Source organism: Streptomyces sp. V3I8 (genome assembly GCF_030817535.1).
Classification (GTDB): Bacteria; Actinomycetota; Actinomycetes; order Streptomycetales; family Streptomycetaceae; genus Streptomyces.
Genome location: NZ_JAUSZL010000002.1, coordinates 3,594,307 through 3,617,040, shown reverse-complemented (window position 1 = coordinate 3,617,040; position 22,734 = coordinate 3,594,307). Strand labels below are relative to the sequence as shown.

Here is a 22,734-nt window from a genome sequence, read left to right as displayed (position 1 = left end):
GCAGGGAGCGGGGGTGAGCGAGCACGCACGCTGCTCATGAGTAGCCGAGCGGCGCGAGGGTTGCGGCGAACTGATCGGTCGGTATGCGCTTACTTCGCCGACCTCGGGTGTTACCCCCGATAACTTCCTTACGTCCGCCCCGTCCTTGTCGGCCGGCGGGCCCGGTCCGGCCGCCCTCAGTCCCCGGGGCCCTTCAGGACCGGGAAGCGGCGGGGCGCCACGAACAGCACGACCAGGAAGGCCACCGCGGCCGCGCAGGCCGCGCCGAGGTAGACCGAGTGCACGGCCTCCGCGACCGCGCGCCGTACGTGCTCGGCGGGCGCGCCCGACTCCAGGGACGCGGTCACCGAGTCCAGGTCGCCCGCGCCGCCCAGCCGGGAGGCGAGCACCCCGTTGGCGACCGCGCCGAACAGCGCGGCGCCGATCGTCTGGCCGCTCTGGCGGCAGAAGAGGACGGAGGCGGTGGCCGTGCCGCGCTCCGCCCAGCCGACGCTCGACTGGACGCCGATGAGCAGGGGCAGCTGGAAGAGCCCGAGCGCCCCGCCGAGGAGGAACATCAGGGCCGTGGGCTGCCAGGCCTCGCCCGGGTAGGGCAGGAAGGGGAAGGCGAACAGGACCAGCGTGGCCGTGCCGATGCCGAGCAGCGCCGTGTCGCGGAATCCGATGCGCCGGTAGACGTGCTGGCTGAGGGCCGCCGAGACGGGCCAGCTCAACGTCCATACGGAGAGCACGAATCCGGCGGCCACGGGGGTGAGGCCGAGCACCGACTGCGCGTACGTGGGCAGGAAGACCGTCGGGGCGACCATGAGCAGGCCCAGCGCGCCGAGCGCCAGGTTCACGGCGGCGATGGTGCGCCGGCGCCAGACCCAGCCGGGCATGATCGGTTCGGCCGCCCGGCGTTCGACGAACACCAGGAGGGCCGTCAGCCCGCATCCCGTGCAGAACAGTGCGATCGAGGGCGCCGACAGCCAGGGCCACGCGACCCCGCCCTGCACCAGGGCCGTCAGGAACACGCCGCCGCAGGCGAAGACGGTGAGCGCGCCCGCCCAGTCGATGCGGGGCGGGCGCGCGGGGGCGGCCCGCCCGGGTTCGTGCAGGTGGCGGATCAGGAGCCAGAGGGCGAGCGCGCCGAGCGGCAGGTTGATGAGGAAGATCCAGCGCCAGTCGGCGTACGCGGCGAGCATCCCGCCGAGTGCCGGGCCCGCGATCGCCGAGGTGGCCCACACCGAGGACAACCTGGCCTGGATCCGCGGGCGTTGCTCCAGCGGGTAGAGGTCGGCGGCCAGCGTCTGGACCGTGCCCTGCAGGGCACCGCCGCCGAGGCCCTGGACGATGCGGAACGCGATCAGCGCGGCCATGTTCCAGGCCAGCGCGCACAGCAGCGAGCCGAACAGGAAGAGGACGCAGCCAGCGATCAGCACCGGCTTGCGGCCGAAGGTGTCGGAGAGCTTGCCGTAGACGGGCAGCGTCACGGTCACGGCGAGCAGATAACCGGAGAACAGCCACGAGAAGACGGCGAAGCCGCCGAGGTCGCCGACGATCTGCGGGACGGCGGTCGACACGATCGTGGAGTCGAGCGCGGCCAGGGCCATGCACAGCATGAGGGCGGCGACGACGGCCCGGCGGTTGCGGGCCCCGGCCCGGGCCGCCGCGGGCCCGTCCTCCGTCACGACCGGTATTCCGGTGTCCCCCTGGCCCACAGGATTCCTTCCCCTCGCGTCCGTCCGCCGGGGCCACTCTCCCATTCGCGCCGCCCGCCGCGGGAGGGCGCACCCGTCCCTGAGACCGGCTCCGCCCGGAGGTGGACAACCCCTAGGGGTAGCTCGGTACTTCGGCTCGGGGAGGGGTCGTCCCGGCGGAGGACGAGACGGGACGCGGCCGTCCTTAACCTGGCTTTATGCCACTGGGGACGGCATCCCGCACCTTCGGGGGCGGCGGCCCATACCCACGGGGGTGGGGTTTACCCCCGCAGAAGACTGCGCCGGGCACCAGCGCGGGGGGCCGCCCCGCGCACCAGACTTGTCGCCGTAGGCACACGAGGACCGCACCACCCGAAGACCGCACCACACGGACACACCGCCGCGACGCGGACGACCGCACTTCGTCACTGGCCCGCCGGTGACCGACTTAGGAGACATACCGTGACATCGGCTGTAACCATTCCCAGGCACGGGGGCACTGGAGAGCGTACGGCCGTTGCCGCACGGGCGCGGCAGGTCGTCAAGGCCTACGGCTCCGGTGAGACCCGGGTCGTCGCCCTGGACCAGGTCGACGTGGACATCGCGCGGAGCCGCTTCACCGCGATCATGGGCCCCTCCGGGTCCGGCAAGTCCACGCTGATGCACTGCCTCGCCGGCCTCGACACCGTCTCCTCCGGGCAGATATTCCTGGACGAGACCGAGATCACCAAGCTCAAGGACAAGAAGCTCACGCAGCTGCGCCGGGACCGGATCGGCTTCATCTTCCAGGCGTTCAACCTGCTGCCGACGCTCAACGCCCTGGAGAACATCACGCTCCCGATGGACATCGCGGGGCGCAAGCCGGACAAGGGATGGCTGGCGCAGGTCGTCGAGACCGTCGGGCTCGCCTCCCGGCTGAAGCACCGGCCGAACCAGCTCTCCGGCGGCCAGCAGCAGCGCGTCGCCGTGGCCCGCGCCCTGGCCGCGCGACCCGAGATCATCTTCGGTGACGAGCCGACCGGGAACCTCGACTCCCGGGCCGGCGCCGAGGTCCTGGGCTTCCTGCGCCGCTCCGTCGACGAGCTCGGCCAGACCATCGTGATGGTGACGCACGACCCGGTCGCCGCCTCCTACGCGGACCGTGTGCTGTACCTGGCCGACGGCCGGATCGTCGACGAGATGCTCCGCCCCACGGCCGACGCAGTCCTCGACCGCATGAAGGACTTCGATGCCCGGGGACGTACGTCATGACCATCTTCAAGACCTCGATGCGCAACTTCTTCGCGCACAAGGGACGCATGGCCCTGTCGGCCGTCGCCGTCCTGCTGTCGGTCGCCTTCGTGTGCGGCACGCTCGTGTTCACCGACACGATGAACACGACCTTCGACAAGCTCTTCGCCACCGCCTCCTCCGACGTCACGGTCTCCCCGAAGGCGGCCTCGACCAACGACACCCCGCAGAACGGCAGGCCGGAGTCGCTGCCCGCCTCGCTCGTCGAACGCACACAGCAGGCGGACGGCGTCAAGTCGGCCGAGGGCGCGGTCATGTCGATGAACGTGACCGTCGTCAACAGCGAGAACGAGAACATGGGGACCAGCAACGGCGCCCCGACGATCGCCGGCAACTGGACGAAGAACGACCTGCGTTCGATGGAGATCACCTCCGGGCACGCCCCGCGCGGGCCCACCGAGGTGATGGTCGACGCCGACACCGCGGACAAGCACCACCTCACGATGGGCGACGAGCTGCGGACCATCGCCGTCACCGGTGACTTCAAGGCGAAGATCGTCGGCATCGCCACCTTCAAGGTGACCAACCCCGGTGCCGCCGTCGTCTACTACGACACCGCCACCGCGCAGCGCGAACTGCTCGGCTCCACCGACCGGTTCACCCAGATCAACGTCGTCGCCGCCACCGGTGTGACCCACGGCCAGCTCAAGCGGAACGTCTCCCAGGCCCTCACCGGCTCCGACGAGGCGCTCAAGGTCCAGACGCAGCAGGAGCTCTCCGACGAAGGCCAGGAAGGCATCGGCGAGTTCATGAACGTCATCAAGTACGCCATGCTCGGCTTCGCCGGGATCGCCTTCCTCGTCGGCATCTTCCTGATCATCAACACCTTCTCGATGCTGGTCGCCCAGCGCACCCGTGAGATCGGCCTGATGCGGGCGCTCGGATCGTCCCGCAAGCAGGTCAACCGGTCCGTGCTGGTCGAGGCCCTGCTGCTCGGCGTCGTCGGCTCGATCCTCGGAGTCGCCGCGGGCGTCGGCATCGCGGTCGGGCTGATGAAGCTCATGTCCTCCGCGGGCATGAACCTCTCCACGGCCGACCTGACCGTGAAGGCCACCACCCCCGTGATCGGCCTGCTCCTCGGCATCGTCGTCACCGTCCTCGCCGCCTACCTGCCGGCCCGCCGCGCGGGCAAGGTCTCCCCGATGGCCGCCCTGCGCGACGCCGGTACGCCGGCCGACGGCCACGCCGGCTGGATACGCGGCGTCATCGGCTTCCTCCTCACCGGGACCGGCGCGGCCGCCCTCTTCACGGCGGCCGGCGCGGACACGGCGAGCGACGGCTCGATGATGCTCGGCGTCGGCGTGGTGCTCTCCCTGATCGGCTTCGTCATCATCGGCCCGCTGCTCGCCGGCGGCGTGGTCCGCGTCCTCAGCGCGGTCCTGCTGCGTGGCTTCGGTCCCGTCGGGCGCCTCGCCGAACGCAACGCCCTGCGCAACCCGCGGCGTACCGGCGCCACCGGAGCGGCCCTGATGATCGGCCTCGCGCTGGTCGCCTGCCTCTCCGTGGTCGGCTCCTCGATGGTCGCCTCCGCGACGGAGGAGCTCGACAAGTCGGTCGGCACGGACTTCATCATCGAGGGCAACCAGCGGATCGTGCCGCAGGCCCAGAAGGCCGTCGAGGACACGCCGGGCCTGGAGCACGTCACCAGCTACAAGATGATCGACGCGAAGCTGACCTCGCCCGACGGGAAGACCGAGAACAGCGACGTCACGGCCGCCGACCCGACGTACGCCAGTGACCTGCGCCGCGAGACGGTCGCCGGTGACCTGTCGGCGGCGTACGGCAGGAACGCGATGTCGGTGGGCTCCGAATACGCCGAGAAGCACGGTGTCCGGGTCGGCGACACGATCACCGTCGCCTTCAAGGGCGGACGGACCGCGAAGCTGAAGGTCGCGGCCGTCACGAACGACGACGTGGCCATCGACAAGGGCTCGCGCTACCTGAGCATCACCACGATGGAGCAGTACGTCCCGGCCGACAGGATCCCGCCGAACGACATCATGTTCGCCACGGCGAAGGACGGCCAGGAGAAGACGGCGTACGCGGCCCTGAAGAAGTCCCTGGACGCGTACCCGCAGTACCAGGTCAGCGACCAGACCGACTACAAGCAGGAGCTCAAGGACCAGATCGGCCAGCTCCTGAACATGGTCTACGGCCTGCTGGCCCTCGCGATCATCGTGGCGGTCCTGGGCGTCGTGAACACCCTGGCCCTCTCCGTCGTCGAGCGGACCCGCGAGATCGGCCTGATGCGCGCCATCGGCCTCTCCCGCCGGCAGCTGCGCCGCATGATCCGCCTGGAGTCGGTCGTCATCGCCCTCTTCGGAGCACTGCTGGGCCTCGGCCTCGGCATGGGCTGGGGCGCCACCGCCCAGAAGCTCCTCGCCCTGGAGGGCCTGAAGGTCCTCGACATCCCCTGGGCGACGATCATCGCAGTCTTCATCGGCTCGGCCTTCGTGGGGCTGTTCGCGGCGCTGGTGCCGGCGTTCCGGGCGGGCCGGATGAACGTGCTGAACGCCATCGCGACGGAGTAGCCGCCGCCGGCCGTTCCGTCCGGTGCGGGCCGGTGCGGGTTGATCGCGCAGTTCCCCGCGCCCCTTTTGGGGGCGCGGGGAACTGCGCACCGGAGGTTCGGGGGCGCAGCCCCCGGGGAGGGGACGGGCAGGGGCGGCGGGGGCGGGAACAGGGTCGCTGTCCACAGGCGCGGGCGGGCCGGACCGGGGCGACGTACCCTGGACACCCCCGGCCCGTCAGACGTGTCGGGCGGCTCGCGTTGCCCACGACCCCCACCCGCCCCACCCGCACTCCTCACGATCCTCGGACGGAAGCCCTTCCATGAGCCTGCACGGTCTGCTCGACGCCGTCGTCAAGGACGCCGCCCTCACCGAAGCGGTGAAGGCCGCCGGCGACGGCAACCGCATGCACGTCGACCTGGTCGGCCCACCCGCCGCCAGGCCGTTCGCGGTCGCGGCCCTGGCCCGTGAGGCGGGACGCACGGTCCTGGCGGTCACGGCCACCGGCCGCGAGGCCGAGGACCTGGCGGCGGCCCTGCGCTCACTGCTGCCGGCCGACACGGTCGTGGAGTACCCGTCCTGGGAGACGCTGCCGCACGAACGGCTCTCCCCCCGCAGCGACACCGTCGGCCGCAGGCTCGCGGTCCTGCGCAGGCTCGCCCACCCCCGCCCCGACGACCCGGAGACCGGCCCGGTCTCCGTGGTGGTCGCACCCGTCCGTTCGGTCCTCCAGCCGCAGGTCAAGGGCCTCGGCGACCTGGAGCCCGTGGCCCTGCGGACCGGGCAGGGCGCCGACCTCGGCGCCGTCGTGGAAGCCCTCGCGGCCGCCGCGTACGCACGGGTCGAGCTGGTCGAGAAGCGCGGCGAGTTCGCCGTGCGCGGCGGGATCCTGGACGTCTTCCCGCCCACCGAGGAACACCCGCTGCGTGTGGAGTTCTGGGGCGACGACGTCGAGGAGATCCGCTACTTCAAGGTCGCCGACCAGCGCTCCCTGGAGGTCGCCGAGCACGGACTGTGGGCGCCGCCCTGCCGGGAACTGCTGCTCACGGACGACGTACGGGACAGGGCCGCCCGGCTCGCCGAGGAACACCCCGAGCTGGGCGAGCTGCTCGGCAAGATCGCCGAGGGCATCGCGGTCGAGGGCATGGAATCCCTCGCTCCGGTCCTCGTCGACGACATGGAGCTGCTCGTCGACGTACTGCCCAAGGGCTCCATGGCCCTGGTGTGCGACCCGGAGCGGGTGCGCACGCGCGCCTCCGACCTGGTGGCGACCTCGCAGGAGTTCCTCCAGGCGTCCTGGGCCGCGACGGCGGGCGGCGGCGAGGCCCCGATCGACGTCGACGCCGCGTCCCTGTGGTCCATCGCGGACGTCCGGGAGCGGGCCCGCGAGCTGGACATGATGTGGTGGTCGGTGTCGCAGTTCGCGGCCGACGAGACGTTCACGGACGACGGTGCGGGTGACGCGGACACGCTGAAGCTCGGGATGCACGCGCCCGAGACCTACCGGGGCGACACCGCGAAGGCCCTCGCCGACACCAAGGGCTGGCTCGCGGACGGCTGGCGCACGGTGTTCGTCACCGAGGCGCACGGCCCGGCGGCCCGTACCGTCGAGGTGCTCGGCGGCGAGGGCATCGCGGCCCGCCTGGAGTCGGAGCTCGACACGCTCGTCCCCTCGGTCGTGCAGGTGTCCTGCGGTTCGATCGACTACGGGTTCGTCGATCCCGCGCTGAGACTCGCCGTGCTGACCGAGACCGACCTGACCGGGCAGAAGGCCGCCGGCAAGGACGGCGCCCGGATGCCGGCCCGCCGCAGGAAGACCATCGACCCGCTGACGCTGGAGACGGGCGACTACATCGTCCACGAGCAGCACGGCGTCGGCCGCTACATCGAGATGGTCCAGCGGACCGTGCAGGGCGCCACCCGCGAGTACCTCGTCGTCGAGTACGCGCCTGCCAAGCGCGGCCAGCCCGGCGACCGCCTCTACATCCCCACGGACCAGCTGGAGCAGATCACCAAGTACGTCGGCGGCGAGGCCCCGACGATGCACCGCCTCGGCGGCGCCGACTGGACGAAGACCAAGGCGCGCGCCAAGAAGGCCGTCAAGGAGATCGCGGCGGACCTGATCAGGCTGTACTCGGCCCGGATGGCGGCCCCCGGGCACGCCTTCGGCGCCGACACGCCCTGGCAGCGCGAGCTGGAGGACGCGTTCCCGTACACCGAGACGCCCGACCAGCTCACCACCATCGCCGAGGTCAAGGACGACATGGAGAAGACGGTCCCGATGGACCGGCTGGTCTGCGGCGACGTCGGCTACGGCAAGACGGAGATCGCGGTCCGCGCGGCCTTCAAGGCGGTCCAGGACGGCAAGCAGGTCGCCGTCCTCGTCCCCACCACCCTGCTGGTGCAGCAGCACTTCGGGACGTTCAGCGAGCGCTACTCGCAGTTCCCCGTCAACGTACGGGCGCTGTCGCGCTTCCAGTCCGACACGGAGGCGAAAGCGACCCTGGAGGGCCTGCGGGAGGGCTCGGTGGACCTCGTCATCGGCACCCACCGCCTCTTCTCCGCGGAGACGAGGTTCAAGGACCTGGGGCTCGTCATCGTCGACGAGGAGCAGCGGTTCGGTGTCGAGCACAAGGAGCAGCTGAAGAAGCTGCGCGCGAACGTGGACGTCCTGACCATGTCCGCCACCCCGATCCCGCGCACGCTGGAGATGGCGGTGACGGGCATCCGCGAGATGTCGACGATCACCACCCCGCCGGAGGAGCGGCACCCGGTCCTGACCTTCGTCGGCCCGTACGAGGAGAAGCAGATCGGCGCCGCGGTGCGCAGGGAGCTGCTGCGCGAGGGCCAGGTCTTCTACATCCACAACCGGGTCGAGTCGATCGACCGGGCCGCGGCCCGGCTGCGCGAGATCGTGCCGGAGGCGCGCATCGCGACGGCCCACGGCCAGATGTCCGAACAGGCCCTCGAGCAGGTGGTCGTCGACTTCTGGGAGAAGAAGTTCGACGTCCTGGTCTCCACGACCATCGTGGAGTCGGGCATCGACATCGCGAACGCGAACACGCTGATCGTGGAGCGCGGCGACAACTTCGGCCTCTCGCAGCTGCACCAGCTGCGCGGCCGGGTGGGGCGTGGCCGCGAGCGCGGTTACGCGTACTTCCTCTACCCGCCGGAGAAGCCGCTCACGGAGACCGCGCACGAACGCCTGGCGACCATCGCCCAGCACACCGAGATGGGCGCGGGCATGTACGTGGCGATGAAGGACCTGGAGATCCGCGGCGCCGGGAACCTGCTGGGCGGCGAGCAGTCGGGGCACATCGCCGGAGTCGGCTTCGACCTGTACGTACGCATGGTGGGAGAGGCGGTGGCCGACTACCGCGCCCAGATGGACGGCGGGGTCGAGGAGGAGCCGCCGCTGGAGGTCAAGATCGAGCTGCCGGTCGACGCGCACGTCCCGCACGACTACGCGCCGGGCGAGCGGCTGCGCCTGCAGGCCTACCGGGCGATCGCCTCGGTCAACTCCGAGGAGGACATCAAGGCGGTACGCGAGGAGCTCGTCGACCGCTACGGGAAGCTGCCCGAGCCGGTGGAGAACCTGCTGCTGGTGGCGGGGCTGCGGATGCTCGCACGGGCGTGCGGGGTCGGCGAGGTCGTCCTCCAGGGCAACAACGTCCGGTTCGCGCGGGTGGAGCTGCGGGAGTCGCAGGAGCTGCGGCTGCAGAGGCTGTACCCGGGCACCGTGATCAAGCCGTCCGCGCACCAGGTGCTGGTGCCGCGCCCGAAGACGGCGAAGGTCGGCGGCAGGCCGCTGCTCGGCCGGGAGCTGCTGGGATGGACGGGGGAGTTCCTGACGTCGATCCTGGGATCCTAGGGCGTTTCTTTTGGACCGGCCCGGGTCCGCGGCGTCCGGCACGGAGCCTCGCGGCGTCGTCGCACGACCCGGGTACGCCCGGTACGCGGATCATGCTCCGCCGTGCGAGGCACCGCACCGGACACCGCGGCCCGATCCGACCTGATCCGACCTGATCCAAAAGAAACGCCCCAGGGCGGCTCGTCGACTTACCCGGGCGGGTTCCGGGTAGCCGGTGACCGGGTCGGGGCCGCTGCCTTCGGAGCGGCGCCGGGGACCGGGAGGGTGTGAGGGGGCGCGGCCGTGGGACGGGCCGTGCCTCCGCGAGCCCCCTGATCCCCGGGCCGGTACCGTCAGGTGCGGGTACGGCGGATGTAGCGGATACAGAGCGCGTACAGCAGAGGCAACAGGTGTGGGAAGGCCGCCCGGTGGGGGCCGGCCCGGGCCGGCAGGGAGGAGAGAGTGTCTGTGACGTTCTGGACCAGGACCGCCGGTGCAGCGGCCCTGCTGATCGCCGCGACCGGCTGCACGGTGGAGACGACCGGTGGCGCCGGGGCCGGGGAGACGACGGGCGCGGGCGGAGCGGCCCTCACCGCCGTCGACTCGCTGACCGTCAAGGGGCGGGCGCCCAGGACGGGGTACGACCGGGACGAGTTCGGCACGCCCTGGGCCGACACCGACTCGAACAGCTGCGACACCCGCGACGACATCCTCAAGCGGGACCTCAAGGAGGTGAAGTTCAGTGACGGCGGGTGCAGCGTGCGGTCGGGGAGGCTCGATCCCGATCCCTACACCGACACGGACGTCACCTTCGAACGCGGCGGCCGCAGCGAGGTCGACATCGACCATCTCGTCGCGCTGTCGGACGCCTGGCAGAAGGGCGCCCAGAAGTGGGACGCGAGCAAGCGGATAGCCCTGGCCAACGACCCGCTGAACCTCCTCGCGGTCGACGCCGGCCGCAACCGCAGCAAGGGTGACGGGGACACCGCGACCTGGCTCCCGCCCCACAAGGCCTACCGCTGCACGTACGTGGCGCGGCAGGTGGCCGTGAAGAAGAAGTACGAGCTGTGGGTCACCGCCGCCGAGAAGGCCGCCATGAAGAAGGTGCTGTCCACCTGCCCCGGGCAGAAGCTCCCCTCGGGCGGGACGTCGACGCGGGCGCCGAGCAGGTTCCACGCCGGCTGAGCGGGTTCCGGGCGAAATACGGTCGCCCGGGGCCCGCCCGGTGCCTACCGTGTCCGGCATGGTGCTGACGATCGCGAGCCTGGCCGAGCGTCCGGAGATGTCCGGGCGGGTGACGGGGATGGCCGACACCTGGCCCGAGTTCCTGCGCAACGACCTCGTGGGCAACGCGCACTACGGCCGGATCGCCAGGGAGCTGCCGGAGTACGTGCTGTTCGCCCAGGACGCGAGCGGCGAGGTGGTGGCGCACGCCTACAGCGTGCCGTTCGCCCTCGGGGACGAGAAGCCCGGCGCGCTGCCGCCGCGGGGCTGGGACGACATCCTGGTGTGGGCGTTCGGCGATCTGCGCGGGGGCGTCACGCCCGACACGGTGAGCGCCGTCTCGGTCGTGGTCGCCCCGCACGCCCAGGGCACCGGCCTGTCGGGGCGGATGCTCTCGGCGATGCGCGACAACGCCCGGAAACGGGGCTTCGGCGAGGTCGTCGCGCCGGTGCGGCCGAGCGCGAAGCATCTGGAGCCGCGCACGGCGATGGAGGAGTACGCGTTCCGGACGCGCGGCGACGGGCTGCCGCACGATCCGTGGCTGCGGGTGCACGTCCGGGCCGGCGGGCGCATCGAGGCGGTCGCCCCGGCGTCGATGACCGTCGCCGCGTCGCTCGGCGAGTGGCGGCGGTGGACGGGGCTGCCGTTCGACGAGGAGGGCCTGGTCGAGGTGGAGGGCGCGCTGGTGCCGGTGCACTGCGAGCCGGCCCGTGGGTACGCGGTGTACGTCGAGCCCAACGTGTGGGTGCGGCACGCGCTCTGACGGGGGCACACCCGCCGTCCGTCGTCAGCCGCCCATCGCGTCCAGGTCGATGACCTTGCCCCGGGGGACGTCGGCCGGGACCGGGGTGTCGAAGTCGCCGAAGCCGATCGTGCCCGGGTCGTCGGCCGACCTGCTGACGACCTTGAGCAGGTAGGGCTTGCCCTCGGTGGCGACGTACAGCGTGTACGTGTCCTTGCCGTCCTTCTCGTGCAGGACGATCGCCGGCGTGCCGTCGACCGTGGTCGTCCCGCCGCGGGTGGCGTCGGAGCTGACGTCCTTGAAGTCCGCGAGGACGGTGTCGAGGTCGCAGAAGCCCGCGATGTCCTCGGCGTCCGAGCCGGTCGCGGACATCTTGGTCCACTTGCCGGCCAGCATGGCCACCACCGCGTCGGTCTCCTCCTCGGACGAGTCCTCGTCCTGGGCCCGCAGGAACTTCTCGTCGTACCTCATGTAGAGGGTGTCGGCGGTCTTCCTGAGTTCGGCCTCGCCCTGGCCGTCGGCGTTCATGGTGCCGGCGCACCGGCCCTTCCTGTCGAGGGCCATGTTCAGGCCGACACGGCTGCCGTCGTCCTCGATGTCGCCCCTCATGCGCAGCGACGAGGCGTTCGAGGTGGCCTCCACGGCCCGGTCGGCTATCTCCCCGCCGGTCAGCCCGGCGAACGGGCCCTTCGGCCCGCTGTCCGCCTCGTCCCCACCGGGCAGGCAACCGGTGAGCGAAACGGTGGCGGCGGCGAGGCAAAGGGCGGCGAGTGCGGTACGGCGCATGACGGTTCCTTGGAGGTCGAGGTGGAGCACGGCCGCCTCGTCGCGGCGGCCGTTCATCCGATGGGTCAATCACAGCAGAGGCTGTGAACCGAGTCAACACGGTTCACGGAAACCCTTGTGTACACGGTCGTGAATGGGTAGATCTTGCGTACGCCGATATGCTCGGCGCCACACCAGACGAGGGGAGCCGGGCCGGTGCAGGAGAACGGGACAGAGGTCACCGCGGCCGGGATCGCCCGGCTGGCCGGGGTCGGCCGGGCCGCCGTCAGCAACTGGCGCCGCCGCCACGCCGACTTCCCCCGGCCCGTCGGCGGCACGGAGACCAGCCCTTCCTTCGCCCTCGCCGAGGTCGAGGCCTGGCTGCGCGCCCAGGGCAAACTGGCCGAGGTGCCCCTGCGCGAGCGGGTCTGGCAGCAGGTCGCCGGACACCCGCAGGGCCCCGTCACCGCCCTGGTCCACGTCGGCTGCGCCCTCCTGCTCCTCCACGACCGGCCGCCGGTCTGGCTGGAGCTGACCGCGGGATCCGACGAACGGCTCGCCGAGCTGCTGCCCGGACCCCTCGACCAGGTCCTCACCCCGCGCTTCGGAGTGATCCGCAAGCGGGCCGTCGCCACCCCGGACACCGCGCAACTGCGGCCTTCGGCACCCTTGTTGCGGGCCGCCGGCGACCTCGCCGCCGAGCTGGGCGCCCGCAAGGCGTACGAGTTCCTGCTCGGCCGGCACCTCGACGCCAACCCGCGCCAGTACACGCTCACACCGGCCGGTCTCGCCGGTCTCATGGCCGACCTCGCCGGACCCGCCGCGGCCGTCCTGGACCCGGCCTGCGGCACCGGCGCCCTGCTGCGCGCGGCGGCCGCCGCCCAGGACACCAGGGGCACCGGGGACCAGCACCTGTACGGCCAGGACAGCGCGCCGGAACTGGCCGCCCTGACGGCCCTGCGGCTCGCCCTGCACACCCGGGCCGCCGTGCGCACCGCCGCGGCCGACACCCTGCGCGAGGACGCGTACGGCAGCCTCAGGGCCGATGTCGTGCTGTGCCACCCCCCGTTCAACGAGCGCAACTGGGGGCATGACGAACTGGCCTACGACCCGCGCTGGGAGTACGGCTTCCCGGCCCGCACCGAGTCCGAACTGGCGTGGGTGCAGCACGCGCTGGCCCGGCTCAGGGAAGGCGGCGTCGCCGTCCTGCTGATGCCGCCCGCCGCCGCCTCCCGCCGCTCGGGCCGCCGCATCCGCGCCGACCTGCTGCGCCGCGGCGCCCTGCGCGCGGTGATCGCGCTGCCGCCCGGCGCCGCGGCCCCGCACAACCTCCCGCTGCACCTGTGGGTGCTGCGCAGGCCGGCCGTCACCGACCGGCCCGCGCAGCCCGAGGTGCTGCTCGCCGACACCGGCGCGTGCGCCGCGGACAGCCGCGGCGGACTCGACTGGCAGGCCGTGCGCACCGCCGTCCTCGACGCCTGGCGCCCCTTCGACCGCACCGGCACCGGGCCGGAGCAGCCGGGCGTCAGCCGCTCCGTGCCGGTCATCGAACTCCTCGACGACGACGTCGACCTGGCCCCGGCCCGCCATCTGCCGCCGCCCGCGGCCGGTGGCGCCGAGCGGCTCGGGGACGTGCGCGACCGCCTGGGCGAGACCCTCCGGCTGGCCGGCAGCCTCACCCCGCCGCCCGCCGACCCGCGCCCGCCCGCCCGCTGGCCGCTCACCACGATCGGCGAACTCGCCCGCGGGGGCGCGCTCCAGCTGCGTACGGGAGGAAGCGGCGGCCACGCGCGCGGGCCCGTGCTCACCGACCACGACGTCCTCGCCGGCACCGGACCCTCCGGAACGGCGCCCGCCGCACCGCCCGCCGAGGGCGAGGAGGAGCCGGTGCTCACCGAGCCCGGCGACGTCGTCGTGCCCGTGCTCGGCGGCGGCTCCGTCGCGCGCGTGGTCGACGGAGCGGGCGCGGGCGCCGCCCTCGGCCGCAACCTCGTCCTGCTGCGGCCCGACCCGGCCGCCCTCGACCCGTGGTTCCTCGCCGGGTTCCTGCGCGGCACCGCCGGCAACCGCCGGGCCAGCAGCTACGCGTCCACCGCGACCCGGCTCGACGTGCGCCGCCTGCGACTGCCCCGGCTGCCGCTGGACCAGCAGCGCACGTACGGCGAACGGTTCCGCGCGCTGGCCGACTTCGAGGAGGCGCTGCGACTCGCGGGCCACCTCGGCGACCAGCTGGTGCGGGGCATGTACGACGGCCTGACGGACGGCACGGTGGAGCCCGGCTGAGGCCCGTGGGGCGGTCGCGGTGACCAGCACGACAACGGTTCGGTACAACCCTGGACCGGTTGTCGTTGTCGGCCTATACGCTCGGACTCCGCATCCGTGCGTCCGTACCTCCGTCCGTCCCCACCAGGCCTCCAGGAGCAACCATGCAAGGCCACGGCCCGGCGCTGCCGGTGAAGCCGCCACCCCCGACCGGGCAGCTGGTCTTCCTGCGCGTGCTCTTCGTGGTCGTCTCCGTGTGCAGCTTCGGTCTCCTCGGCTGGATCATGATGCTGCGCCTGGCGCTCGTGACCCGCAGATCGCTCGACTGGGGCCTGCTGGTGGCCACCTTCGCGGCCCAGGTCCTCGGCTTCGTCCTGCTCGGCACCGAGCCCGGCGAGGAGATCCACACCCCGGGCGGCTGGACGGGCCTGATCCTGCTGCTGGGCTCGCTGGTGGCCTCGATCGCGTACTACCTGGCGACGGAGATCCGCCACTACCACCACCTGGGCTACGCGTACGCGGCGTACACGGCGCACCAGAGGCAGTCACCGGCCGCGCCGGCGTACGGCTACCCGCAGCCGCCCTACGCCGGCGCGGCCGGTCCGCACACGCCGGTGCCGCCGATGACCCCGATACCCCAGCCCCAGGCCCAGTTCCAGCCCCGGACGCCCACGCCGGTCCCGCCGCCGCAGCGCCCCGCGCCCGCCCGGATCGACCAGGTGCGCGCCGAGCTCGACGAGCTGAGCGACTACCTCCGCAAGCACGAGGACGGCCGGTGACCGTGGCGGCGTCGGGCCGGGTGATCGCCGACCGCTACGAACTGTCCACGCTCATCGGGCAGGGCGGCATGGGCCAGGTGTGGACGGCGTACGACCAGCGCCTGGACCGGCGCGTGGCGGTGAAACTGCTGCGCCCCGACAAGGTCGCGGGCCAGGAGGCCGACGAGCTGCGCCGCCGCTTCGTGCGCGAGTGCCGCGTCACCGCCCAGGTCGACCACCCCGGCCTGGTCACGGTCCACGACGCGGGCAGCGAGGGCGAGGAGCTGTTCCTCGTCATGCAGTACGTCGACGGGGCCGACCTCTCCGACCACCTCGCCGAGCACGACCCGTACCCCTGGCAGTGGGCCGTCTCGGTCGCCGCGCAGCTGTGCGCCGTGCTCTCCGCGGTGCACGCCGTGCCGATCGTCCACCGCGACCTCAAACCGCGGAACGTGATGATCAAGCAGGACGGCACGGTCACCGTCCTCGACCTCGGCGTCGCGTCGGTGATGGACACCGACACCACCCGCCTCACGCACACCGGCTCACCCATCGGATCGCCCGCCTACATGGCGCCCGAGCAGGCGATGGGCGGCGCGGTCGGCCCGTACACCGACCTGTACGCGCTCGGCGTGCTGCTGCACGAACTCCTCAGCGGGGACGTGCCGTTCTCGGGCTCCACCGCCCTCGGCGTGCTGCACCGCCACCTCTACGAGCCGCCCCTGCCGGTGCGCCGGCTGCGCCCGGAGGTGCCCGAGGCGCTGGAGGCCCTCGTCCTGCGGCTGCTCTCCAAGGACCCGCAGCACCGCCCCGACTCCGCGCAGGAGACGTACGAGCACCTGCTGCCGCTGCTCCCCGCGCGCGGGATCCCGTCCGGCGGACCGCTCGACCCCACCCGCCCCTTCCTGCGCCCGCACGCCCCCTGGCCGGACCGCGCCCGCACCCCCGCGGCGCAGCCGCAGGCCGCGCCCGCCGTCGAGCGGCCGGACGTCGCGGGAGCCGTCGACGAGGTCAAGCGGCTCCTCGGCGAGGGCCGCATCACCCAGGCCGTCGACATCCTCGGCCAGATCCTGCCGGCCGCCGCCGCCCAGCACGGCGAGCACTCGCCGGTCGTGCGCACCCTGCGCAAGCAGTACGCGGCCACGCTGATGGACGACGGCCAGTACCGCCGCGCCCTGCCCGAACTGCGCCGCCTCGCCGACGAGCGGGCCACCGAGGCCGGCCAGGCCGACCCGCAGTCCCTGCGCTTCCGCTACGAGGCCGCCCAGTGCCTCGAACAGCTCGGCGAACCGGCCGCCGCGCTCGCCGAGTACCGGGCGCTGCTGCCGTACTACGAGAACCAGTACGTCGCGCAGGACGCCGAACTCTCCTTCGAGGTACGCCGCCGCATCGGGCACCTGCTCCTGGCCCTCGGCGACCGGGCCGCCGCCCACGACATGCTGGCCCGGCTCCGGTACGACGTCGAACGGCTGCGGGGCCCCGGGCATCCGCTCGTCGGGGACATCGGCCGGACACTCCAGTGGCTGGGCCAGGTCCGCGGCTGAACCGCGCACCTGTGGGACGGTGCCCGAAGTCCTGCCGAATCGTTGGGTCGAATGGGTGGCCGAGAGCCGGTCGCCTGCCTAACATCGATCATCGCAAGACTTTGTGCACCGTCGCACAATCTCCTACAGGAGGTCCTCCTTGCACCGCCGCCGTCGCACCGTGCTCCTCCTCTCCGCCGCGCTCCTCACCGCGGCCCCCCTCCTCACCGCCTGCGGGAACGACGCGCACCCCGGTGCCGCGGCGGTCGTCGGCGACGACCGCATCACGGTCTCCCAGCTGGAGAACCGGGTGAACGAGGTACGGACCGCGCAGCGCGCCGCCACCACGGGCGAGGCGCAGTACGAGCAGGCCATCGCCAAGTCCGGCGGCCTCACCCGCGACACCCTGCACAGCATGGTCCTCGACCGCGTGCTGCACCGGGCCGCCCGGGACGCGGGGCGTGAGCGTCACCCGCAAGGAGGTCCAGGAGGCCCGCACCGGCCTGGAACAGCAGGCCGGCGGCGCCAAGGCCCTGGAGGTGACCTGGCTCCAGCAGTACGGGGTGCCGCCCGAGCGGCTCGAGGACAACCTCCGCATCCAGATCGAGGCCCAGAAGCTCGCCACCGCGCTCGGCACGGACACCAGCCGGCCGGAATTCTGGAAGGCCCTGTCCGAGGCGTCCGGGAAGCTCGGCGTGGACCTCAACCCCCGGTACGGCACCTGGGACGTCGAGAAGAGCAGCCGCGTCGACGCCAAGCTGCCCTGGGTACGTGAGGTCACGGCGGCCGGGAGCAAGCAGACGGCGTGACGGTGGCGTGGGTTACGTTCAGGGGGTGAACGCATCCAGCCCCGGGCGCATCGTCCTGCTCACCACCAGCCACCGTGTCGCACCCGGACTCCTGTCCTGGCCCGCCTGGCAGGCGCTGCACGGCGCCGACCGCGTCCTGTGCGCGGACGGCGCCCACCCCCAGCTGCCGTACCTGCGCGAGGCCGGCGTCCGGGTCGACGAGGCGGCGCCCGACGCGCAGGAGCTGGTCGACGCCTGCGCCGGCGGACGGACCGTGACCGTCGTCGCCACCGGTGAGGGCGAACCGCGCCTGACCGACGGCCTGGCCCGGCTGGCCGGCACCGGACGCGTCCCGATGCCCGACCTGGAACTGCTCCCCGCCTCCTACGACCTGCCCGGCGCCCGCCTCCTCGACCTCGTCCAGGTCATGGACCGCATCCGCGCCGAGTGCCCCTGGTCGTCCCAGCAGACCCACAAGGGCCTCGCCAAGTACGGCATCGAGGAGGCGTACGAACTCGTCGAGGCCATCGAGGAGGGCGACCGCGACGGACTGCGCGAGGAGCTCGGCGACGTCCTGCTCCAGGTCGTCTTCCACTCCCGGATCGCCGAGGAGGGCGACCCGCAGGACGGGTCGGAGCCCTTCTCCGTCGACGACGTGGCGGCCGGCATCGTCACCAAGCTGATCCACCGCCATCCGCACGTGTTCGGCGACGAGAGCGCCGCCACCCCGGAGGAGGTCAAGGAGCACTGGCTGCGGACCAAGGCCGAGGAGAAGCGGCGCACGTCCGTCACGGAGGGCGTCCCGCTCGGCCAGCCCGGTCTCGCGCTCGCCGCCAAACTGGCGTCCCGCGCGCGTACGGCGGGACTCGACGCGCCCCTGCCCCGGGGCGAGGGCGTCGGCTACGAACTGCTGGCGCTGGCCGTACGGGCCGAGGCGGACGGCGTGGACCCGGAGGCGGCGCTGCGGGCCGCCGCGCGGGCCTACCGGGACGCGATACGCGCGAGCGAGGGCGACCCGGCGCCCTGAAAGGGGCGCGGGGAACCGCGCGGCCGACCACGCCGCACCCGCGGACGACCCACCGGATCCGGCGGAACGTCGGTTACCGTCCCCGCCGCCTCAGTTCCCGGCCCCGGCCCCGCAGCCCCCGTCCCGGCCCGACGGCCCGTGCCAGCGTGGCCGGGGCCGCTGGAGCAGCCACTCGCCGGGCCCCAGCGAGGAGGCCGGCTCCTGGCCCGCGGCCGGGAGCTCGTCGCGGAACACCCGGGCCGGGTCGGCGCCGAGGCCGGGGAGCGCCGCGGAGATCTCCTGGACCAGGCCGGGCGGGCCGGCCAGGTAGACGTCGTGGCGCGCCCAGTTGGCGCGGTTGCCCAGAGCCGTCAGCAGCCGTTCGGTGGCCTGCAGCTTCGGGCGGCCCGGCGCGGGCGTGATCACGGTGACGTCCAGCCACGGCAGCCGGGTGCGCAGCTTCGCGAGCGCGGCCCGGTCGTAGAGGTAGGCGGTGTCGCGGGCCACGACGAACAGCCGGGCCTCGTCGTACGGGCCGGGTTCGCCCGCCAGGTGCTCCAGGAGTGCCTTCACCGGTGCCCAGCCGGTGCCGGCGGCGATGAACGTGGGAGGCCGCTCCACCGGCGTGCGCAGCGTCAGCCGACCGCTCGCCGCGGCGATCCGCAGGACGTCGCCCGGGCGGGCGCGCCGGACGAGTTCCGGGGACAGCGCCCCGTCCTCGACGAGACTGACGTGCAGGTCGAGGGTGTGGTCGCAGCGGGGCGCGTTGCCGACGGAGTAGGGGCGCCAGACACCGGGGAGACGAGGGCTGCCGACGCTCACGTACTGGCCCGGCAGGTGGGGCAGGGCCCGGTGCGGACGGAGCGTCAGGACGGCGAGGTCGCCGCCGTGCGCGGTGCGGCCGACGACCTCGGCGTCCCACCAGGACGGCTCCCCCTGGCTCTCCGCCTCCCCCGCGGCGCCCAGCATGGCGTTCGCGATCACCCTGTACGCCTCGTCCCAGGCCTTCTCCACCTCGTCGGTCCAGGCCGATCCCGACACGGCGGCGAACGCGGCGATCAGGCTGGTTCCCACGGCCGTGTAGTGCTCCGGCTTCGCCAGGTACTTCCTGTGCTCCCGTCCCAGGTCCCGCAGGTACTCGTCGAGTCCCGGGCCCTCCAGGCGGGCGATGACGAGGGCCAGAGCGGTGAACAGGCGGTCCCGCTGGCGTTCCTTGTCCCCGGGGGAGTCCAGGGGGAACAGGGCGCGGACATCGGGGTGGTGCCAGAAGAGGTGCGAGTAGAAGTACTTGAGCGCGAACTCGGCCCGCCTTTCGACGACCGCGAAACTGGTCCGGAGTATCTCGGGGTCCACAGGCGCGAATGTAGGTACGCGCAGCGCCACGCGGTCAAGGGGTGGCCGATTCCCGGACAGCCTAGGACCAAGCGTTCTTACCAGGAGAAAACGCCTGCGGCCCGGGCGGGGGTCCGCCGGCCGCCGGACGTCCCGCGGCGCTGCGGAAGGGCTCCGGGCGGGGGCCGGGCGCCCCTCCCGATACCGTCGAGGAGTGACCGAAACGCCTGCACAGCCGCCCGCGGGGCAGTCCGCCCCGGAACTCTTCAGCTGGGAGTTCGCCACCGATCCCTACCCGGCGTACGCCTGGCTGCGCGAACACGCTCCCGTGCATCGGACGACGTTGCCCAGCGGGGTCGAGGCGTGGCTGGTCACCCGTTACGCGGATGCCAGACAGGCCCTCGCCGACGGCAGGCTCAGCAAGGACCCCGCCCATCACGACGGCTCCGCGCACGCGAAGGGCAGGACCGGCATTCCGGGGGAGCGGAAGGCCGAGCTGATGACGCACCTGCTCAACATCGACCCGCCGGACCACACCCGGCTGCGGCGGCTCGTCAGCAAGGCGTTCACCCCGCGCCGGGTGGCCGAGTTCGCGCCACGGGTACAGGAACTGACGGACCGGCTCATCGAGGGGTTCATGGAGAAGGGGGAGGCCGACCTCATCCACGACTTCGCCTTCCCGCTCCCCATCCACGCCATCTGCGACCTGCTCGGCGTCCCGCGCGAGGACCAGGACGACTTCCGCGACTGGGCCGGGATGATGATCCGGCACGGGGGAGGGCCGCGGGGCGGTGTCGCCCGGTCGGTCAAGAAGATGCGCGGCTACCTCGCCGAGCTCATCCACCGCAAGCGCGAGGAGCTCACGGACGAGCCGGCCCCGGGCGAGGACCTCATCTCCGGTCTCATCCGGGCCTCCGACCACGGCGAGCACCTCACCGAGAACGAGGCCGCCGCGATGGCCTTCATCCTCCTGTTCGCCGGTTTCGAGACGACCGTGAACCTCATCGGCAACGGCACCTACGCCCTGCTCACCCACCCCGGACAGCGGCAGCGGCTGCAGGACTCCCTCGCCGCCGGCCGGACGGACCTCCTGGAGACCGGCCTGGAGGAACTGCTCCGCTACGACGGCCCCGTGGAGATGGCCACCTGGCGGTACGCCACCGCACCGCTCGTCGTCGGCGGGCAGGACATCGCCGTGGGCGACCCCGTGCTCGTCGTGCTCGCGGCGGCCGACCGCGACCCCGCCCGGTTCGAGGACCCCGACGCCCTCGACCTCTCCCGGCGTGACAACCAGCACCTCGGTTACGGACACGGCATCCACTACTGCCTCGGCGCGCCCCTCGCCCGGCTGGAGGGCCGGGCCGCGCTCACCACGCTCCTGACCCGCCTGCCCGACCTCCGACTCGCGGGTGATTGCGCGGATTTGCGGTGGCGCGGAGGGCTCATCATGCGTGGGTTGCGCACGCTTCCGGTGGAGTTCACCCCGGTCGCGAAGTCCTGACGGCCCTAGCACCGAAGCCGGTGAAAGGTGAGACTCCGTCAACTCTGTGATCTTCACGTTATCTGCGCTGCACCGACTTGTGACAAGAGTTCGAGTGCGGCTACGTTCACCCATCAATGCGGCACGTCTCACGCGCCGCAGCAGCCACGAGCGCAGCCTTCCGCTGTGTCCTGTGCGTACTCCTTGCTGTCACGCGAAAGGCAATCGCATGCTTACCGGGAACGGCCGCCATCGTCGCCCCCGCCAGGCTCCGGCACTCCTCGTCGCCGCGGGCGTGGCCGGATCGGCCATCGCGATCCCCCTGCTCGGCGCGAGCGGCGCGAGCGCCGCCAGCGGCACGACCTGGGACGCGGTCGCCGAATGCGAGAGCGGCGGCTCGTGGAGCGCCGACACCGGCAACGGGTCCTACGGCGGGCTCCAGATGACCCAGGAGACATGGGAGGAGTTCGGCGGTCTCGACTACGCGCCGAGCGCCGACCAGGCCAGCCGTTCGCAGCAGATAGCCGTCGCCGAGAAGATCCTCGCCGACCAGGGGACGACCGCCTGGGCGACCTGCGGTCTCGTCGCCGGCCTGACGCAGGACTCCGACAGCGCCGTGGTCGACACGGGCGTCGCCGAGGGCGGGGTCACCCCGTCGCCCGGCGTGGACGGGACCGAGGGCAGGGACAGCGCGACGCCCGACCCGTCCACCGGCGACACCGCCACGGACGCGGGGGAATCGGACGACGCCGCCGCGGACGACGCGACGGACACCTCGGACGACACGAAGAAGAGCGGCGATTCGGGCAAGTCGGCCCAGAAGGGCGACTCTTCGGCCGAAGAGGACGCGGACGCCCCCGGCCGCCACCGCGGCGGCGTCGCGGACGAGGTCGACACCGCGTCCCGCGCGGACGACTACTCCGCCCGGCACGCCTCGCGCAGCGACAGCGACTCGCGCGTCCTGGCCGACGAGGGCTCGTACGTGATCCGCACCGGGGACAGTCTCTCGGGCATCGTCGACTCCTTCGAGCTCGACGGCGGATGGGAAGCGCTGTACGACGCCAACAAGGACGCCATCGGCGCCGACCCGGACTTCATCATCCCCGGTCAGAGCATCTCCATCGACGACCGGGCCGCCGCGAGCAAGTAGTGACCAAGCCGCCGAATCGGGCGAAAACAAGCGGTAGTTCGCGCTGAATGTCCGATTTGATGAAAGTGAGACATGGATCTCAACACCCCTGATCGTCTTTGAAATTCGGCGCCGTCCGTGTCTACGGTCGTGACCGCTCGCCACTGGTGGGCCCCGACGGTCGCACGCCGAATCCTGCCAACGGCCGTACGGGAACAGTCGTCGCGTAAAGCGCCGTAGGCAGGAGCGGGGGACCCAGGTAAGTGCCGGACCCGGTCGTCACGACCGGGCACGGCTTGGGGTTAAGCCGCGTGACAGCAGTGTCACGCGGCCGGGCAACTCACTCGGCCCGAACCCGACAGCTCACCTCGCAGGCGTCGGTGAGGGGATCACTTC

At 72.4% G+C, this 22,734-nt stretch carries 14 protein-coding genes, 1 pseudogene and 1 riboswitch; of the genes and pseudogenes, 12 read left to right on the top strand and 3 right to left on the bottom strand.

From position 1 onward, the window contains the following. Positions 1–176: 176 nt before the first annotated feature. Positions 177–1,745 carry an MFS transporter gene (locus QFZ75_RS15760; protein ID WP_373465881.1) on the bottom strand — a complete coding sequence of 523 codons (1,569 nt, stop codon included), beginning with the start codon at positions 1,743–1,745 and terminating at the stop codon, positions 177–179. Positions 1,746–2,141: 396 nt separating this feature from the next. On the opposite strand from QFZ75_RS15760, the gene QFZ75_RS15755 reads away from it, so the two are divergent. From QFZ75_RS15755 to QFZ75_RS15735, 5 genes are all read left to right on the top strand, one after another. Then, the gene (locus QFZ75_RS15755; RefSeq protein ID WP_307537508.1) at positions 2,142–2,930 is read left to right on the top strand and encodes an ABC transporter ATP-binding protein; all 789 of its coding nucleotides are present in this window, start codon (positions 2,142–2,144) and stop codon (positions 2,928–2,930) included. Then, complete coding sequence (locus QFZ75_RS15750; protein WP_307537506.1) at positions 2,927–5,500, top strand: ABC transporter permease; 2,574 nt, start codon at positions 2,927–2,929, stop codon at positions 5,498–5,500. Before QFZ75_RS15755 ends, QFZ75_RS15750 begins: the two co-directional genes overlap by 4 nt. Before the next feature lie 301 nt (positions 5,501–5,801). Continuing rightward, positions 5,802–9,350 carry a transcription-repair coupling factor gene (gene mfd / locus QFZ75_RS15745; RefSeq protein WP_307537504.1) on the top strand — a complete coding sequence of 1,183 codons (3,549 nt, stop codon included), beginning with the start codon at positions 5,802–5,804 and terminating at the stop codon, positions 9,348–9,350. A gap of 447 nt (positions 9,351–9,797) precedes the next feature. Further along, positions 9,798–10,514, top strand: a complete 717-nt coding sequence (locus tag QFZ75_RS15740; RefSeq protein WP_307544520.1) for an HNH endonuclease family protein — start codon at positions 9,798–9,800, stop codon at positions 10,512–10,514. A gap of 58 nt (positions 10,515–10,572) precedes the next feature. After that, on the top strand, positions 10,573–11,316 hold the full coding sequence (locus QFZ75_RS15735; RefSeq protein ID WP_307537502.1) for an N-acetyltransferase: 744 nt from the start codon (positions 10,573–10,575) through the stop codon (positions 11,314–11,316). Positions 11,317–11,340: 24 nt separating this feature from the next. Here the strand turns inward: QFZ75_RS15735 and QFZ75_RS15730 are convergent, their stop codons facing one another. After that, the gene (locus tag QFZ75_RS15730) at positions 11,341–12,081 is read right to left on the bottom strand and encodes a hypothetical protein (RefSeq protein WP_307544517.1); all 741 of its coding nucleotides are present in this window, start codon (positions 12,079–12,081) and stop codon (positions 11,341–11,343) included. 195 nt (positions 12,082–12,276) lie between these two features. Between QFZ75_RS15730 and QFZ75_RS15725 the strand changes: the two genes are divergently transcribed. The 5 genes and pseudogenes from QFZ75_RS15725 to QFZ75_RS15705 all read left to right on the top strand — a co-directional run bounded on the left by QFZ75_RS15725 (position 12,277) and on the right by QFZ75_RS15705 (position 18,418). Next, the gene (locus QFZ75_RS15725) at positions 12,277–14,343 is read left to right on the top strand and encodes an N-6 DNA methylase (protein WP_307537501.1); all 2,067 of its coding nucleotides are present in this window, start codon (positions 12,277–12,279) and stop codon (positions 14,341–14,343) included. Between the two features lie 143 nt (positions 14,344–14,486). Beyond that, positions 14,487–15,101 (top strand): hypothetical protein, encoded by a 615-nt coding sequence (locus QFZ75_RS15720; RefSeq protein ID WP_307537500.1) that lies wholly within the window; start codon positions 14,487–14,489, stop codon positions 15,099–15,101. A gap of 41 nt (positions 15,102–15,142) precedes the next feature. Then, positions 15,143–16,624, top strand: coding sequence for a serine/threonine-protein kinase (locus tag QFZ75_RS15715; protein WP_307544515.1), 1,482 nt, complete (start codon positions 15,143–15,145; stop codon positions 16,622–16,624). Positions 16,625–16,763: 139 nt separating this feature from the next. Continuing rightward, a pseudogene (locus QFZ75_RS15710) lies at positions 16,764–17,412 on the top strand (SurA N-terminal domain-containing protein). 7 nt (positions 17,413–17,419) lie between these two features. Further along, a complete protein-coding gene (locus QFZ75_RS15705) occupies positions 17,420–18,418 on the top strand; it encodes a nucleoside triphosphate pyrophosphohydrolase (protein WP_373465880.1) in 999 nt (332 codons plus the stop codon). 90 nt (positions 18,419–18,508) lie between these two features. Here QFZ75_RS15705 and QFZ75_RS15700 read toward each other — a convergent pair whose 3' ends face one another. Beyond that, complete coding sequence (locus QFZ75_RS15700; protein ID WP_307537496.1) at positions 18,509–19,750, bottom strand: globin domain-containing protein; 1,242 nt, start codon at positions 19,748–19,750, stop codon at positions 18,509–18,511. 193 nt (positions 19,751–19,943) lie between these two features. Here QFZ75_RS15700 and QFZ75_RS15695 point away from each other — a divergent pair, with 193 nt between their 5' ends. Both QFZ75_RS15695 and QFZ75_RS15690 read left to right on the top strand, forming a co-directional pair. Continuing rightward, positions 19,944–21,230, top strand: a complete 1,287-nt coding sequence (locus tag QFZ75_RS15695; protein ID WP_307537494.1) for a cytochrome P450 — start codon at positions 19,944–19,946, stop codon at positions 21,228–21,230. Between the two features lie 208 nt (positions 21,231–21,438). Further along, positions 21,439–22,359: a transglycosylase family protein gene (locus QFZ75_RS15690; RefSeq protein ID WP_307537491.1), complete on the top strand. Its 921-nt coding sequence runs from the start codon at positions 21,439–21,441 to the stop codon at positions 22,357–22,359. A 201-nt stretch (positions 22,360–22,560) separates the two neighbouring features. Further along, positions 22,561–22,730: riboswitch (cyclic di-AMP (ydaO/yuaA leader) on the top strand. Positions 22,731–22,734: the final 4 nt, after the last annotated feature.